This is a genomic window from Iocasia fonsfrigidae (assembly GCF_017751145.1).
GTDB lineage: Bacteria > Bacillota > Halanaerobiia > Halanaerobiales > DTU029 > Iocasia > Iocasia fonsfrigidae.
In genome coordinates this window covers 1,665,075-1,680,995 of the sequence record NZ_CP046640.1, presented here as the reverse complement: position 1 = coordinate 1,680,995, position 15,921 = coordinate 1,665,075, and the positions used below count along the sequence as shown (strand labels likewise).

Here is a 15,921-nt window from a genome sequence, read left to right as displayed (position 1 = left end):
TAAAATTCCTTCTTTTTTTTAAAAAAATTTTAAAAATTTCCTTCTCTAGACTTTTCTATACCCATTCTCTTATCATGTATTTTCTGAGAAATACAATGCCATTCATTAGATATTAGATCAAGCCTTTCCGCATTTTCAGCTGCAAATATCTCCCGGACACCCTCATGGGTTGGTAGAGCAGAAGACTCTTCTACAATATCCCTCAGGGCCTGGGGGTTATCTATAATTGGACAGGGACACATCAGGTTTGCAGAAAATGGCTGTCTCTTTTGATAAGCCTTAAACAAGGGGTTATGCAGGATTTCTTTTAATGATTTTTCTTTGACATTATCCACAGAAAAATGTGCAAAAGCACAAGGTTCTGCTTCTCCTTTAGCATTTATATGAAAATACCTTCTACCTCCAGCAATACACCCTTGACTAAATGTCCCATCATTCCAGAAGTCCATAACAAAAAGTGGTTTATTATTCCTCAAGTCAGTCACCCTATCTGCTAGATTATATCTCTGCTCTGGTTTGAGCATTAAATTAAAATCAGGATTTCTCCCAATCGGAATATAATGAAATGACCACATATAAATAGCGCCTTTTTCAATCATTAAGTCAATGAATTCATCCCCAAATAAAGTATCCACATTATCCCTGGTAGCTGTAACACTGGCACCAAATATAATACCCCGTGCAGAAAGACGGTCCATAGCATCCATTATCTTCGCAAAGGTTCCTTCTCCCCTGCGCTGATCAGTTTGATTTTTAAAACCCTCAAGACTGATAGCTGGTGTTACATTACCAACTTCCAATATTTTATCCGCAAATTCATCATCGATCAAAGTGCCATTTGTATACATCATAAAACCAACATCATCATGTTTCCTGAAGATATCAAAGAGATAAGGATAAAGTGTAGGTTCCCCACCAGATAATACAATAAAATATATCCCCAGCTTTTTGGCTTCCACAATGACCCGATCTACAACTTCAAATTCAAGGGTATCCTTCTTATTATATTTCCCGGCCCAACAACCATTACAGTTTAAATTACAGGCACTGGTAGGATCTATTAATATTGTCCAGGGTACTGCTGTTCCCAATTCTTCAGATAATTCGTATTGGTATGGTATACCTAAAATCACGGCATTAACAAAGAAATTCATCAATAAGCCATCCCTATAAGCAGGAGCAATATCACTTAGTTTTTTAATATATTGTTTAATAACTGGATTTGCTTCATAATTTTCCCTCATAGCCTGTACGGCCTGTTTATGGTTATCACGCTTGACCAATTTTTCTGCTATATCAAGAATATGCAAAAAGTTTTCCTCTGGGGACTTTTCAATGTACTTTAAAACCTGCTTGACTGCCAAATCAGCAGCAAACCTTTTTGCAAAATCAATATTAATACCCATTAATTGATCACCTCTAACTTTAAGCTATCACTTTATACATATATATTCATGTAACTCTAAAAAATGATAGCTAATTAGTTTATTTGGTGATCATCGTTTAGGCTTATTTTATATAATCCTGCAGGGCCTGTACTTCAATATCTTCTCCTGCCTTTATCTCCTGAAGAACATGTAAAATCGCCGCAGTAGTATCTAGTGATGTTAGACAGGGAATACCCATTTCAACTGCATTCCTTCTGATCTGAAATCCATCCCTGGCTGGTATCTTACCCCTGGTAAGGCTATTAATAACTAAATCAACCTTATCCTGATTGATTAAATCAATTACATGTGGCGAGCCATCTGAGACTTTATTTATTTTTTCAACCTTTACACCAGCCTTTTTAAGGGCATCAGCTGTCCCTTCAGTAGCAATAATATTAAAACCCAGTGCTGTGAAATCTTTAATATATTTAATCGCTTCCTTTTTATCTTTATCGGCTATAGTTGCCAGAATTGTTCCTTTTTGGGGTATCTCAATACCAGCAGCTATTAATCCTTTATATAAGGCCTTTTCATATGAATAATCCAGACCAAGAACCTCCCCTGTTGATTTCATTTCTGGACCTAATCCTGTATCAACTTTTGTTAATTTGGAAAAAGAAAATACCGGTACCTTAACAGCAATATGTTTCTTTTCCCTGACAAGGCCTGTTGAATAACCCATCTCTTTTAAGGATACTCCCAGTAAAGCCTTTGTGGCCAGTTTAACCATAGGAACCCCGGTAACCTTACTTAAATATGGTATTGTACGGCTGGAACGGGGATTTACCTCAATAATATAAATATTATCCCTGGCTACAACAAACTGGATATTTATTAGACCCTTAATCTTTAAAGCCCGGGCAATCCTGATAGTATAATCTACTATTTTTTCTTTTAATTCTGCTTTTAATGAATGTGTAGGGTAAACAGCTATACTGTCACCAGAGTGAACACCAGCCCGTTCCACATGTTCCATAATCCCGGGTATTACTACATCCCGGCCATCTGAAATTGCATCTACCTCTATCTCCATACCAGTAATATATTTGTCAACAAGAATCGGATGTTCAGGGGATATCTTAACTGCATTTCTCATATATTCTATAAGTTCATTATCATTATAAACTACTTCCATCGCCCTACCACCAAGGACATAGGAGGGGCGTACTAAAACAGGATAGCCAACATTATAGACTATCTTTTTAGCCTCCTCTAAGGAAGCAGCTACATCACCACTTGGTGTAGGGATATTAAGCTCTTTTAAGAGTTTTATAAATCTATCACGGTCTTCAGCAATATCTATCGCTTCAACAGATGTCCCCAATATCTCTACACCTTCACTTGCTAGTGGATGAGCTAAGTTTATGGCAGTTTGACCCCCAAACTGTACTACAACCCCGGCTGGCTTTTCCTGTTCGATAATATTCATTACATCTTCCTTAGTTAGAGGCTCAAAATATAATCTATCTGAAGTATCAAAATCTGTACTTACAGTCTCCGGGTTATTATTAACAATAATAGATTCATAACCCTCCTCATGAAGGGTCCAGGCAGAATGTACACTGCAATAGTCAAATTCAATCCCCTGACCTATTCTAATCGGCCCTGAACCAAGGACCATAACTTTTTCTCGGTTCGTTCTGATTGATTCATTTACAGTTTCATATGATGAATAATAATATGGTGTAACAGCCTCAAATTCTGCTGCACAGGTATCAACCATTTTATAAACCGGTTTTAGAGCATGTTTATCACGTATATATTTTATTTCTTCCTCTTTTTTACCTGATAAAGTAGCAATCTCCCTGTCAGAAAAACCAACCCTTTTCACTCTTTCCAATAATTCTGGTGTTAGTTCAATTTTTATATCTTCTTCCAAATTAATGATATTTTCTAATTTACTTAAAAAATAGCTGCTGATATCTGTTAATTTATGGAGTTCATCTACACTATAACCCCTTCTTAAGGCCTCAGCCAGAACAAATAAGCGCTCATCATCAGCAGCCAGTAGTTTTTCCTTTAACTTCTTATCACTAAATGACTCTATGGCAGATTGTTTTAACCCATAGGCCCCTATCTCCAGAGAACGTACAGCCTTCAGGAGGGCTGATTCTATAGTACGCTCAATAGCCATAACCTCTCCAGTTGCTTTCATTTGTGTACCCAGACCGCGGTCAGCATAATGGAACTTATCAAAAGGCCAGCGCGGTATTTTAAAAACAAGGTAATCAAGGGCCGGTTCAAAACAGGCCTTTGTTTTGCCAGTTATAGCATTTTCTATCTCATCCAGGGTATATCCCAGGGCAATCCTGGCAGAAACCTTGGCAATCGGATATCCTGTTGCTTTAGATGCTAGAGCACTGGAACGACTTACCCGGGGATTAACCTCAATAATATAATACTGAAAACTCTCTGGGTCAAGGGCATATTGTACATTACATCCACCCTCAATCCCCAGGGCCCTAATTATTTTCAATGCTGAAGAACGCAGAAGCTGATATTCTTTATCAGTCAGGGTCTGACTGGGGGCAACAACAATACTATCACCGGTATGAACCCCCACTGGATCAAAGTTTTCCATATTACAGACAGTAATACAGTTATCATTACCATCCCTCATTACTTCATATTCTATCTCTTTCCAGCCCTTAATACTCCGTTCTATTAATATCTGACCAATCAAACTATGTTTAAAACCCCGGGCCGCTATATCCTCCAGTTCTGCTGGTGAATGAGCTACACCCCCACCTGTTCCTCCCATAGTATAGGCCGGACGGATGATAACAGGATATCCAATATTATTGGCAATTTTCTTCGCTTCAACAATCGTTTCAGCAGTCTTACTGCTTAAAACAGGTTCACCTATTTCATCCATTAATTCCTTAAATGTATTCCTATCCTCTGCCCGCTGGATTGTTTCTAGAGGAGTGCCCAATAATTCTACTCTCAATTCGGTCAGTATACCTGTTTCGGCCAGATCTATCGCCAGGTTCAAAGCAATCTGTCCACCAAGGGTTGGCAGAAGACCATCAGGTCTTTCCTTACGAAGTATTTTACTTATCACCTCAACTGTTAGCGGCTCAATATAAACCCTATCAGCCATATTCTCATCAGTCATTATGGTTGCAGGATTACTATTAACAAGTACAACCTCCAGACCTTCTTCTTTTAAAGCGCGGCAGGCCTGACTGCCGGAGTAATCAAATTCAGCCGCCTGACCGATTATAATCGGACCAGACCCTATCACCATTACCTTCTTCAAATCTTTCCTTAAGGGCATCTTTATAACCTCCTAGATTTTGAGTGTGCTTTGCTAGAACAGGGCAATAAATTTATCAAAAAGATAATTAGAATCTTCTGGCCCGGGACAGGCCTCTGGATGATATTGCACAGAAAAGGCTTTGTATTTCTTGTGAGATAAGCCTTCAACTGTACCATCATTTACATTAAGGTGTGTTATATCTATATCAAGCCTTTTAACTGAATTATTATCAAGGGCAAACCCATGGTTTTGTGATGTAATATAAACCCTATTGCTAGCTAAATCTTTAACAGGGTGATTGGCACCTCGATGTCCAAACTTTAATTTGAAGGTTTCTGCACCACAGGCCAAACCCAGTATCTGGTGACCGAGGCAGATACCGAAAATTGCCTTCTCTCCCAATAGTTTTTTTACAGTATCTACAAGATAGGGAACATCCTGAGGGTCACCAGGGCCATTAGAAAGCATAATACCATGAGGATTTAAACCTAATATCTCATCAGCAGTTGTCCAGGCTGGAACAACTGTTACCTGACAGCCTCTGTTAACAAGAGAAGTAATAATATTTTTCTTGGCTCCACAGTCAATAAGTACAACCCGGTACTTATTATCTTTACCAAGCTGGTATACCTCTTTACTGCTAACAGTACTTACCAGATCCCTTCCTGATAGAGCAGGAACAGCCTTTGCCTTATTAATTAGAGCAGTATCATCATCATCTTTTTTAGTAATTATACCTCTCATAGTACCCTCACTTCTTAACTTCCTGGTCAATGCCCTGGTATCAATACCACAAATACCTGTAACTTTATTTCGCTCCAGGTAGTCTATTAAATTACTATCCAGGCGCCAGTTTTCAGGTTCAGGACATACCTCTTTTACTATCAACCCATTGACGTGAGGGGCAGCTGATTCAAAATCATCAGTATTTATCCCATAATTCCCGATTAAAGGATAAGTCATTGTCACTATTTCACCCTTATAAGATGGATCAGTCAATATTTCCTGATAACCAGTCATACTGGTATTAAAAACAATCTCACCACCTGTATCTTCCCCATAGCCAAATATTTCTCCCTCAAAGATGCTCCCATCTTCAAGAACAAGTCTTCCCTTGATCATAAAATCCCCCCGTAAAAACCAGATTTTTATTGTCAAAATAATATATCCCAATATACAAAAAAACCCCTGCCAGAAAATCTGACAAGGAGTTGGTATACAGAATTAACCACAGCTCAGGTCTAAAAAACACCATCCTAACTGTAGATTCATCTCCTTATTAGCCTCTCTGGACTAGTTTAAAGGATACTTTATATTCACCTAATAGAAATAGTATCATATCATATATGACTTGTCAATAAGCCTTGGATAAAAAAACCCACCGAAGAAAAGTATAAATGGAAATTTTCAGATAATCCCTTTTGTGCTAATAAGTTTTCAAATATATAATCATAAAATGGTTTATACAATTTATTTAAAAAAATTGTTGGATTAGGTAGTTTCCATCCAAGAACAATTCCATAACTATATAAAATTCCAACCCCCATTAACAACAAATAGACAAAGAGTTCTTTCCAATCTTTATTTTTAATTAGATTTTTCATCTGAAAATACATTACAATAATAAAAAACAAAGTTAGTGCTATTACTTTCAATCTAATCGCTCCTATTAATTTTTATTCGACTATTGGATTAGATAACATTCCTAAACGCTTAATTGTAACTTCAACATCAATGTTTGTCACAATATTTGGATAAATTTCATCCCATTTGTCTTTATATTTTTCTTCCCATTCTTTAGGATATCTTCTGTTGACTACTACAGAGTAACCAAAAATATCAGCCTTATATTCCTTTTGGGCCTTTTTTAAAGCCCCTTTAATTTTTTCTTTGATTTTTTCTGCTATTAACTTTTCTGCTTTTTTAACATTTTCGTTTTTTGTTAAATCAAATTTCGATACTTTCTCTGAAATCTCTACATCAGTCTTAATTTTTAACTCCATACTTAACTTTCCTTTTTTAAGTACTGGTTTTAGCTTACTACTAGCTGTAAGAAAATCTACTGACATACTTCTATCTTTATCATTTTTTTTGACTGGTACTACTATTGTACCCCGCTTCATCTTTCCAGTTACCCATAAATAACCCATTGTATCCCCCTGATTAAACCAACCCTTTAGTTTACCATTTTTAAAAACCCCCATAGCACTAAGTGCCAATATTTGCTTCTCGTCTGGATCAAGACTACTTACTAAATTTTCCTGCTCATAGGTACCCTCTGTAGGAAGTTTAGGAACATAATCAGTCATCATACCTGCTATTACATCATAATGAGGATTAGCTAATCTAATTAACATATCCTTTAAATTAATTGTATAGAAACTAGACCATTCTTCCCGATTATCTATTATTCCTTCCATTGCCTGAGCTAAAGAATTTTCAAACCTGGGGGCCATTTTAAATAACTCACCTAACCTTCCTTTATAGACTAAAACCCAACTATTATATCTAATTTCAGGATTACTGGCAAAAAAATCAATAGTCTTATCAATACCCTCTTTAGCCAATTCCTCCCCAATCACTATTATATTACTATGAAACCAGACTAATTTTTTGGGAACTCGTGACCTTAGATTTTTAGCAGCCTTCATCAAAGTATCACCTGTAGCAGCAATAGTCCAGACTTGCTGCTGGGTTCCTTGCTCGGACATAGTTCCTTGTGGAGAAATTAATTGTACTCCCATTTCGTATTTATTTGTTTTAGGATCTCTATCAATTGCTGTAAGATTAATAATCCCTAATTCATCCACCTCTTTTCTATTAGCACAACCAGCACTTAACATAATAATTATTATTAATAAACTTAAAATTAATTTTTTAAGCATTATCTTCACCCTGCTTATTAGAAGGACCAGGTTTAGCATTAGACCTAATTCTCTTCTTATCCTCTTTCACAATAAAGGTTGATCTTTTATTCTTCATCCATTCCGGCACCTTAAAAATAGAATCTTTTAATCCTGATAAATTAATAGGGGTTATTGGAGATAAATAAGGGATACCAAAAGAACGCAAACTTGATAAATGTATTAACAGAGCTAAAAAAGCAAAGGTTATACCAAACATACCAAAACTTCCTGCTAAAAACATAATTGGGAATCTAAGTAGTCTAATAGAAATTCCCATATTATAAGCTGGAATAATAAAAGAAGCAATTCCTGTTAAAGCTACAACAATTACCATTGCTCTGGAAACAAGTCCAGCTTGTACAGCTGCTTCCCCAATAACTAAAGCCCCAACAATACTTACTGCCTGACCAACAGGTCTTGGTAAACGTAATCCTGCTTCACGTAAAGCTTCAAAACTTATTTCCATTAATAATGCCTCTAAAACGGAAGGAAAAGGCACTCCTGTTCTAGAAGCTACGATGCTTATTAGCAGAGGAGTTGGAATCATCTCTTGATGATATGTAGTAATTGCAACATAGACTGAAGGGGCCAATAAGGCTGTAAAAAAAGCTAATAGCCTTAATAATCTAATAGCATTGGAAAACAAGAAACGTTCATAATAATCCCCAACAGACTGTAGAAAGTGAATAAAGACTGAGGGTAAAAGTAATACAAAAGGGGTTCCATCAATTATAATAGCTATTCGTCCTTCATTCAATGCTGAAGCTACCCCATCTGGCCGTTCAGTATTATTAATTTGAGGAAAAGGAGAATAAGGATCATCTTCAATTAACTGTTCAATATTGGCACTTTCATTGATTATATCTATATCAATTCTTCTTATTCTCTCTCTAACCTCTTCTACTAATGATTGCTCAACAACACCTTGTAGATAGGCTATGACTACATCTGTTTTACTCACTCTACCCACTACAAAGTCTTCAAATTTTAAGTCAGGAGTCTTGATTCTACGCCTAATTAAGCTGATATTGGTATTATAATCCTCTGTGAACCCTTCCTTTGGTCCTCTAACAACTGTCTCAGTCTCTGGCTCCTGCCCCCTGGAGTCTTCATTTTTTGTGCTTAAGGAAAAGCCTTCAGATAAATTATCTACCAATAAAATAGTTTTTCCCTTAAGTAATGCCTGTATTAATTCATCAGAATGTTCTTTAACTGTTACTCCTGCTACAGGTAATAAAGTATTTAAAATAATATTCCTAATCCCTGTAGTAGTTATATTTTCTTTAAGATTTTGCTTACGAGAATTAACCATTAAATTTTTTAAAATATTATCATTAATAACTTTTTTTTCACTAATCCCACTAATATAAATAATTGCTACATTTATCGGATGGTTAATTCCAATTTGAAATCTTTTAACTACTAAATCACTTGCTTTATCAAAGATACTTTGAATATAAACTAAGTTTTTATCTAAACTTGCTTTTATCTCTACATTATTAATATCTTCTCCTTTTATGTAACGTTCTCGCAATGCTTTAAGCTTTTTTTTTTCACCTCTTTTACAGGTATAGGTTTTTTAAAATTATTACTCACTAGTTACCTCCTTTTCCAGTTCTAAAGAGTGCTGTTAAATATAGACAGACTGGAACAAATAATTGAACACTTAAGATACTAAAAGCATATCCAAGTTGAACATACTGCTGAAAACCAATTATTCCTTTTTCTCTCCACATTACAGTAGTAAGAGCTAGTAAAATAATAGCTAACGGTATTATGTTTAGCTTTTGATATTTTAAATTAAACACCTTAATTATAGCTTGATTACTAATCCAAAAATAAACTGCCGTCTCAATAAAGGATAAAGCAATCCATAAGGTTAACATAAAAACCTCTGCTCTATCTAGTACTTCTTCAATATTAATAAATCTAATTAACATATAAGGAGGAAAAAGCATTCTAGAAGCTAAGTCTGCCCCAAAAACCATTAAATCAACTAATACAAATAAAAATACAAATATACTGCCTACTAACAAACTTAATTGGATAGTTTTACTTATACTTGATAAATCTTCAAGCAAATTATGAAAAAACAAAAATATGATAATCTGGCCGAAAAAAACCATGGGCATTATTGTGCTTTTAATAAAATTCTTAAGATCAACGGTGAATATTGGTAATAGCATCTTAAAATCAATTTCCTTTAACAAACCTATACCAATAACTATTGTAAATAAAACAACTATTATAAATATGATATCACTTACTCTAAAGATTACCTCTACTCCCAAACTGACCAAATATAATGCTAAAATCATAATACCAGTTCTTAAAATATAAGCTGGTGTCATCCGATAAACCATAGTTGTAACTAATATTGAAAATTGTTCTAACATAAATGATGCTATTAAAAAAGAATAGAAAAATAAAATAATATTGAACAGCTTTCCTATCGTCTTACCCATAATTTTAGAACTAAAATCTAAAATGCTATCCTGAGGATATAACTCTATTAATTTTATAGTTACTAAACTAAGAATAGCAATGATTAAATATGCTGCTAATACAGCAATCCACGCAGAATTTTTAGCATACTTAACACTTACAGATAGAACTTGGATATGAGCAGCTGGTATGATTATGTTAATAAATAATAGTGCCAATTGACTTTTAGATATTTGAGGCATATTAGATTCCCCTTAAAATCTACATAGCATTATTTTGTACAATTTTAAATTTAAATATTAATATAATAAAATTTTGATTGAAAGTAAAAGTTATTAATTATATGTCTTTTGTTAATAATAAGTACATATAATTATTCATACTTGGAGTGGAAAAAAGTGAAAGAAAAGATAAGTACTTATCAAGTCTTCTGGCTGAGCCTGGCAATAGTACTCCCTACTCTTGTTTTAATAGTCCCCAGAACCTTAGCAGAATCAGAAAAATTAGGTTGGGCTTCTGCTGTTTTGGCAGGAATTAGTACAGGAGTTATTCAATATATTCTTTTAAAGTTAAGTTTTGATTTTTCCGACAAAAGTGTTATTCAGGACTGCATGTCTTTATTTGGTTCTATATTAGGAAGAATAATCATTTTACCTTTTGTTTTAATAATTTTATTTGATACTACCTTAATATTATATGAAATTGTCGCCTTTGTTACAGTTGTAATGCCCAATACCTCTCCTATAATAATATCAATTGCTTTAGCAGTATTAGCAAGCTATGCAACTTGTACTGGGTTTGAAAGTTTAACTAGAATAAGTGTAATTGCCATGTTTATAATGATATCTGGTACAATTATTATACTTATTATTACAACTTTTAATACTAACTTATTTGATTTTAATCGTTTAAAACCAGTGGTTTTTGATCTTAAAACAATAATTAGAGGAAGTATAGTTTCAGCTGATTGGTTTAGACTGATTTTAACCCTTTTATTATTATTTACACCTTATTTAAAGAATAAAAATAAAGCCCTTAAAGCAAGCATACTAAGCAATTTATTTATTCAATTAATAATTGTTATTCTATTTATTATTTCTATTGCTGTTTTTGAAATTGATTTAACTAAAAATATGGATTTCCCCTTTTATGACCTGACCAAACTAACCACAACAGGTAATGAAATTATTATTTTTGTGATCTGGTTAATTGCCACCACAATAAAATTAGCAATTTTTTATTTTGCTTCTGTCTTTTCAGTAGCTGAATGGTTTAAAATAAATAATTATAAAAATATACTAATTCCAGTAAGTTTCTTCTTAACAATAATATCAATATTTAGTTTTGATACTTCAATTCCTGCAGAAATTATAGGGATTTATACATCAGGTAACCTATTATTACTTTATTTTCCAACCTATATTATCCTAATTTTATTTTACTTTATCTTGGGATTCAACAAATAATCGCCAATGCTTTTTCTATTCCCCCTTTTCTTTAATATTATTAGTAAATTACACCACAGCCCAAAGACTTTAGTCCCCTACTCCAAAATCAGTATTCAAATACAAAACTTCAAGAGAAGGGTCTTCTTCTAGATAACTGTATTTTTCCATAAACCATTTTACTAATTCTTCATCCCGTCTCACATCAGTGGTATTATTGGTATATACATTAATTGTACCTAATTCAAAATATTCTTTAAGGATACGTATGTCATCATCAATCATTTCCTTACTCTGTCCTCTGATCCCTACCATGATACAGGGGGAATCAAAATACTCTCGAACTTCCTGGGGTGTTTTAAAATCTGCCTGTTTGTTCAAAACCTTTTGACGAAATTCATTATCAAAAGTCTCTACACCGATTTTAAAGATAATGGGTATTCCCATAAAATCCCTCATTTCCTGGAGTTTATGACGGTAGATCCAATGACTTTCTAAAAATAATTGGTTAATATCCTTTTCTTTTATAATACTACGAATCAGCCTTAAGGTCTTTTCTGGTATTTCAAAACAGCTTCCAGAATTAATAACTTCCAATACCCCAAACTCCCCTGTCACCTGAGAAAGCACTTTACTATTTACTTCGATCATTTCCTGCAAATCCCTAGAGTTATCTTCAGTATAATCACAAAATGTGCATTTTCCCCAGGCACAAGGATATCCCTTAAGCAAGACAATCTCTCTACAGTTCTTATTAATTATTCTACTATAGCGGTCCACTATATTCCTCTCCTTTGAGATGAGCCTTTAAATCAACTGGCATAGCAGCAAGAACTGCCCAGACCAGAACCACTGCCAGAAGGCGGTCTAAATAATCAGTAAAAATTTGGACTATAAATACACTCACTGTCATATGGAATCCAAATTTATGTAGTAACTGAACAATGACTGATGAACCAGAGGAAGTAATCCCTCCAAATAAAAATGCTGCAATACTAGAACTTACTATAGTCCCCGGGATTGTTATGGCCAGTGTTCCAAGCGGAAGCATCCATTTTTTCATATAAACAGTTTGAAACAGTATACCGGACATTATTCCTGTAATAATCTGTACTGGTGTAAAATACAGGGCATATATATCTGTAGATATCCCACTAATAATCCCACTGATCAAACCTGGAAAGATTCCATAGATGGGCCCTAGCAGTCCACCTACCATGATGGTTCCAATTGTATCTAAATAAACTGGCAATCTCAAAACCAAAGCAATAGTTCCCCCAATATAATTTAAAACAGCCCCCAGGGCAACAAGACATATCGGCAATACCTCTGTTCTTTTCATTATAATAATCCTCCTGTTCTTACTTCATAATTTCTTCTAAAACAGATCCAACTTCCGCTTTATCCGCTCCAAAAACTTTAGCTAAAAAAGTCTTCATAAATTCATGATGATCTACTTCTGTCAAAACATAACTATTCTCCTTCTTTTTCCAGAAACCCATGGTATCAACTATTGTCTGCCCCATACTTATTCCCTCTGTTTCAATAGTTGTAAAGGCCTCAAAACCACTACACAATTCACGATTAATAAAATATGCCACTGCTAAAGGATCATTTATTACACAGCCAATTAACCCTTCATGTTTCCAATGAAAGTCATAATAAAAGCCAGTTATATTTTTTACAAACTCACCTTTATGGGGATCAAGCCTTTGCATATATTCTAATATATTTGGAGTCAGCACAATCTTTCTTGTTACGTCCAGACCAACCATATGAATCCTTTTGTCTAGTTTTTCATAGACCTCTCTGGCCCCATGGGGGTCACACCAATAATTATATTCTGCAACTGGTGAACAATTGCCATGACTCCTATAATTACCGCCCATACTTATAAACTCATCCAGTCTTTTAAAAGCCTCCCTATCTTGCTGGAGTCCTTTGGCGATATTTGTCAAAGGTCCTAAGGCAATAATAGATACCTTTTCATCCTGGTAGAGGGTCTCACAAATAAACTTTACTGCACCGGCTTTCGGTCTTACCTCATTTACAGCAGCATAATTTGTTTCACCTAAACCATCCATTCCATGGGTGTCCTGAGCACTGATATATGCCCTTTTAAGAGGGGTATTCTCTCCTAAATAAACAGGGATGTCTAAGCGATTCATCAGTCTTAATACCTTCAGTGCATTTTCTGCCCCCTCTTTAACAGAAACATTTCCAGATACAATCGTAATCCCTAATACTTCCAACTCTGGTGAAGCAACTGCCAACATAAGGGCCAGAGCATCATCAATTCCCGGGTCACAATCAATAATCACCTTTCTTTTAGCATTCATTCTCCAATCTCCTTTTCTTCTTAGTCACTAAGAAAAATAATACAGAACTAAATACAAAAAACGCTGTCTCCCTAAGGATAACAGCGCTAAATAAACACAAGTAACATTGTGTTTTAATCATTCTGTATTTTCAATCCTTAGTTTTTTATACTGGGAGGGTCTCGAACCAGTCCAAGGTTGATACCTTGATTTTATAAATGTACGAGCTCATTATAGCAAAAAGCAACTTAGGAATCAAGAACTTCCACATAAATTAAGATTAAATTATTTATATCAATATGCCATTTCCCAAAAATCTTGACCATGTATTTGCCACTATTTCAGAAATACTTTTAGCGGTTTCTCTATTTAACGGCATTACACGTCCATGATATTGATAGTAAATTAAATTTGACCAAAGGACTTCATAACCACCCTTATCATATTCTTGTGCTGTAGGTAAATAGCTACTTGTTCCATTTACATACCCACTAAAAAACAAGAGTGGAGTTTTGGCCTGTTTTTCAATATCTAAAGCAATTTCGCACATTACCTCATTTGCAATACCACATAAAGAGCCATCATTTAAGACAAAATACTGAATTTCAATATCTGCCTTTTGTATATGAACATTTTGCCTGTTGAGCCTATCCACCTCAAATAACCAACTCGTACCGTCTATACCAGCTTCTTTTTGAGCTTCGTTAGCAATAGCAATTGCTTTTTCCTTTGTTGGAACATCTGCCTTAAAAACATGGCTTTCAGAAAACATAGCCAGTCGATATACTGAAACTGGGTGTACTTGCTTCCAAATGCTATCAACAGAATAATATATAGACTGTGCCATCTGCTCCAATGCAGCTATACTTTGTTGAAAATATTTTTGCTTTTCTTCTACTGAATAGGATTTCATGGACGCCTCGAACCCGTGGACTTCCAGATATTCTGCATTTTCTTGTTGATATTTTGGACGAATATCACCAGCAGCCCCCTGTATCATCATCACCTTGCAACCATATCTTGCTTCAAGCAAATCTCTTGTTGTAGCAAAATAATCCGCTGATATTTTGTAATTGTCACTACATAAAACATTTGCATGGGCGGAAACTCGTAGCAATAACAGTTTAGGAATGTCTGCATTATCAGAAAATTTCAAAACACCTAATCGTTTATCTACAATAGATTGCTGACCTCGACGATTAAGCCCAATGTCACCTTCTGCTACTCCCCAGCCAACTTTAAGCGTAGAGGTTGTAGACTGGGCCTTTTTTACAGCTGAAAGAACTTGCTTACAAACAAAGGTATAGTATCTTTCATCAATACCAGCATTAGGTGCAGAATGAGTATGAGAAAAACAAACCATGACTTTTTCTCGTGATTGACCTATTTCATTGGCAATAAGGTCGCGGAGTTTATTGGTTAAAGCAACAGTAAACCCAAGACTATCAATCGTTATCAAACAGCATTTTTCTTTTGCTGATTTGCCAATAAGAACTTGAGCCTTTAATTTATGCCATACCCCCTTAGAAGTATTATCAATGCGGTCAAAGCCCACCAACTCAACTGGCCAATCGGGAGTAATATCTACATCTGAATACCCGAATTGCACAGGGCAATTATTTTTAAGCATCGTATCCACCTCCTTGAACAAATACTATCAAAATAGCACAGACATCTCAATATACTAAACTTTACAGAAACATTTTATACATAAATATGAGGGCCATATATTACGGCCCCCATACATTATTTGCTATATATAATCTTTCTTATAGTATGAACAGAAAGAGAATAAATTTCAGCCAAATCTTCAATAGATAACCCCTTAGAGAAGTCTTGCCGGATTCTTTCATTTCGTTCATCTAATTCTATTCGTAACCCTGAAAGTTCTCCCCATTTTTTATGCTGGTCTTTTTTTGAAGGGATATATAGATAAGCACCTTGAATATATTCTTGCAATTCCTCGACCAAGCTATCAGGAAGAACCATGGTTGCATTAAGATATTTCATGCAGACTCACTCCTTGAATTTTAATCTTCAAGTTGCAAAGCCAGCATAGATAAGCACCTGTTTACTCCATGCAAGCGGTACTCAAAACTACTGACCTTGCATGGA

The 15,921-nt window shown here is 34.9% G+C and carries 13 protein-coding genes and 1 riboswitch; of the genes, 1 reads left to right on the top strand and 12 read right to left on the bottom strand.

What is annotated here, in order from left to right; all coding sequences use genetic code 11:
• Positions 1-29: 29 nt before the first annotated feature.
• The 7 genes from GM661_RS08010 to GM661_RS07980 form a co-directional block, all read right to left on the bottom strand.
• Complete coding sequence (locus tag GM661_RS08010) at positions 30-1,406, bottom strand: radical SAM protein (RefSeq protein WP_230869541.1); 1,377 nt, start codon at positions 1,404-1,406, stop codon at positions 30-32.
• A gap of 103 nt (positions 1,407-1,509) precedes the next feature.
• On the bottom strand, positions 1,510-4,710 hold the full coding sequence (gene carB / locus GM661_RS08005) for a carbamoyl-phosphate synthase large subunit (protein ID WP_230869540.1): 3,201 nt from the start codon (positions 4,708-4,710) through the stop codon (positions 1,510-1,512).
• A 33-nt stretch (positions 4,711-4,743) separates the two neighbouring features.
• The gene (gene carA / locus GM661_RS08000; RefSeq protein ID WP_230869539.1) at positions 4,744-5,814 is read right to left on the bottom strand and encodes a glutamine-hydrolyzing carbamoyl-phosphate synthase small subunit; all 1,071 of its coding nucleotides are present in this window, start codon (positions 5,812-5,814) and stop codon (positions 4,744-4,746) included.
• 218 nt (positions 5,815-6,032) lie between these two features.
• Positions 6,033-6,347: a hypothetical protein gene (locus tag GM661_RS07995; RefSeq protein WP_230869538.1), complete on the bottom strand. Its 315-nt coding sequence runs from the start codon at positions 6,345-6,347 to the stop codon at positions 6,033-6,035.
• A 21-nt stretch (positions 6,348-6,368) separates the two neighbouring features.
• Entirely contained in the window at positions 6,369-7,577 is a 1,209-nt protein-coding gene (locus tag GM661_RS07990; RefSeq protein ID WP_230869537.1) for a Ger(x)C family spore germination protein, read from the bottom strand.
• A complete protein-coding gene (locus GM661_RS07985) occupies positions 7,570-9,132 on the bottom strand; it encodes a spore germination protein (RefSeq protein WP_230869536.1) in 1,563 nt (520 codons plus the stop codon). The genes GM661_RS07990 and GM661_RS07985 overlap by 8 nt, the downstream gene beginning before the upstream one ends.
• 61 nt (positions 9,133-9,193) lie before the next feature.
• A complete protein-coding gene (locus GM661_RS07980) occupies positions 9,194-10,285 on the bottom strand; it encodes a GerAB/ArcD/ProY family transporter (protein WP_230869535.1) in 1,092 nt (363 codons plus the stop codon).
• Between the two features lie 156 nt (positions 10,286-10,441).
• Between GM661_RS07980 and GM661_RS07975 the strand changes: the two genes are divergently transcribed.
• Positions 10,442-11,509, top strand: a complete 1,068-nt coding sequence (locus GM661_RS07975; RefSeq protein WP_230869534.1) for a GerAB/ArcD/ProY family transporter — start codon at positions 10,442-10,444, stop codon at positions 11,507-11,509.
• A gap of 69 nt (positions 11,510-11,578) precedes the next feature.
• Here the strand turns inward: GM661_RS07975 and GM661_RS07970 are convergent, their stop codons facing one another.
• The 5 genes from GM661_RS07970 to GM661_RS07950 form a co-directional block, all read right to left on the bottom strand.
• Positions 11,579-12,268 carry a radical SAM protein gene (locus GM661_RS07970; RefSeq protein ID WP_230869533.1) on the bottom strand — a complete coding sequence of 230 codons (690 nt, stop codon included), beginning with the start codon at positions 12,266-12,268 and terminating at the stop codon, positions 11,579-11,581.
• Complete coding sequence (locus GM661_RS07965; RefSeq protein WP_230869532.1) at positions 12,255-12,830, bottom strand: hypothetical protein; 576 nt, start codon at positions 12,828-12,830, stop codon at positions 12,255-12,257. The genes GM661_RS07970 and GM661_RS07965 overlap by 14 nt, the downstream gene beginning before the upstream one ends.
• Positions 12,831-12,849: 19 nt before the next feature.
• Positions 12,850-13,827 (bottom strand): nucleoside hydrolase, encoded by a 978-nt coding sequence (locus GM661_RS07960; protein WP_230869531.1) that lies wholly within the window; start codon positions 13,825-13,827, stop codon positions 12,850-12,852.
• A 131-nt stretch (positions 13,828-13,958) separates the two neighbouring features.
• Positions 13,959-14,003: riboswitch (PreQ1 riboswitch) on the bottom strand.
• Positions 14,004-14,095: 92 nt separating this feature from the next.
• The gene (locus GM661_RS07955; RefSeq protein ID WP_230869530.1) at positions 14,096-15,436 is read right to left on the bottom strand and encodes a hypothetical protein; all 1,341 of its coding nucleotides are present in this window, start codon (positions 15,434-15,436) and stop codon (positions 14,096-14,098) included.
• A 116-nt stretch (positions 15,437-15,552) separates the two neighbouring features.
• Positions 15,553-15,816, bottom strand: coding sequence for a CD3324 family protein (locus GM661_RS07950; protein ID WP_230869529.1), 264 nt, complete (start codon positions 15,814-15,816; stop codon positions 15,553-15,555).
• Positions 15,817-15,921 lie beyond the last annotated feature (105 nt).

Coding starts and splice junctions, on each gene's coding strand:
- GM661_RS08010 (WP_230869541.1), bottom strand. CDS start 1,406: ATGGGTATTAATATTGATTTTGCAAAAAGGTTTGCTGCTGATTTGGCA.
- carB (WP_230869540.1), bottom strand. CDS start 4,710: ATGCCCTTAAGGAAAGATTTGAAGAAGGTAATGGTGATAGGGTCTGGT.
- carA (WP_230869539.1), bottom strand. CDS start 5,814: ATGATCAAGGGAAGACTTGTTCTTGAAGATGGGAGCATCTTTGAGGGA.
- GM661_RS07990 (WP_230869537.1), bottom strand. CDS start 7,577: ATGCTTAAAAAATTAATTTTAAGTTTATTAATAATAATTATTATGTTA.
- GM661_RS07980 (WP_230869535.1), bottom strand. CDS start 10,285: ATGCCTCAAATATCTAAAAGTCAATTGGCACTATTATTTATTAACATA.
- GM661_RS07965 (WP_230869532.1), bottom strand. CDS start 12,830: ATGAAAAGAACAGAGGTATTGCCGATATGTCTTGTTGCCCTGGGGGCT.
- GM661_RS07960 (WP_230869531.1), bottom strand. CDS start 13,827: ATGAATGCTAAAAGAAAGGTGATTATTGATTGTGACCCGGGAATTGAT.
- GM661_RS07955 (WP_230869530.1), bottom strand. CDS start 15,436: ATGCTTAAAAATAATTGCCCTGTGCAATTCGGGTATTCAGATGTAGAT.
- GM661_RS07950 (WP_230869529.1), bottom strand. CDS start 15,816: ATGAAATATCTTAATGCAACCATGGTTCTTCCTGATAGCTTGGTCGAG.